Here is a 407-nt window from a genome sequence, read left to right as displayed (position 1 = left end):
CCGCTGCTGGTGCTGGACGAACCCACCGCGGCGCTGGACGCGCGCTCGGAGTTCGAGGTGTTCCAGCGCTTCAAGGAACTCTCGCAGGGCAAGACGGCGGTGATCATCTCGCACCGCTTCTCCACCGTGCGGATGGCCGATCGCATCGTCGTGCTGGAGGGTGGGCGGATCATCGAAGTGGGGAGCCACGAGGAGCTGGTAGCGCGTGGGGGGCATTATGCGGAGTTGTTTGAGTTGCAGGCGGCGGGGTATCGGTGAGGGGCGCTTGCTTGTTGCTTCTCGTTGAATGTTTTTGGCCTTCAGCCGTTGGATTGAGCTAGAGGCGTTTTTGGCAACGAAGTCAGCTAGTACTGGTTTTTGATGCGTGCCAGGTGATGCGCGGTCGTGATCTGGCCGGCCCTTTGGGC

1 pseudogene is annotated in these 407 nt (G+C 61.7%); it reads left to right on the top strand.

Features of this window, described 5'->3' with window-relative positions:
• Positions 1-258 (top strand): annotated as a pseudogene (locus ACH65_RS18285) (ABC transporter ATP-binding protein); the annotation flags it as partial.
• Positions 259-407 lie beyond the last annotated feature (149 nt).

Origin of the sequence: Frateuria defendens (genome assembly GCF_001182895.1) — a bacterium.
Taxonomy (GTDB): domain Bacteria; phylum Pseudomonadota; class Gammaproteobacteria; order Xanthomonadales; family Rhodanobacteraceae; genus Frateuria_B; species Frateuria_B defendens.
Note: the sequence above shows the minus strand (reverse complement) of the source record. Positions and strands in the feature narration are given on the sequence as shown.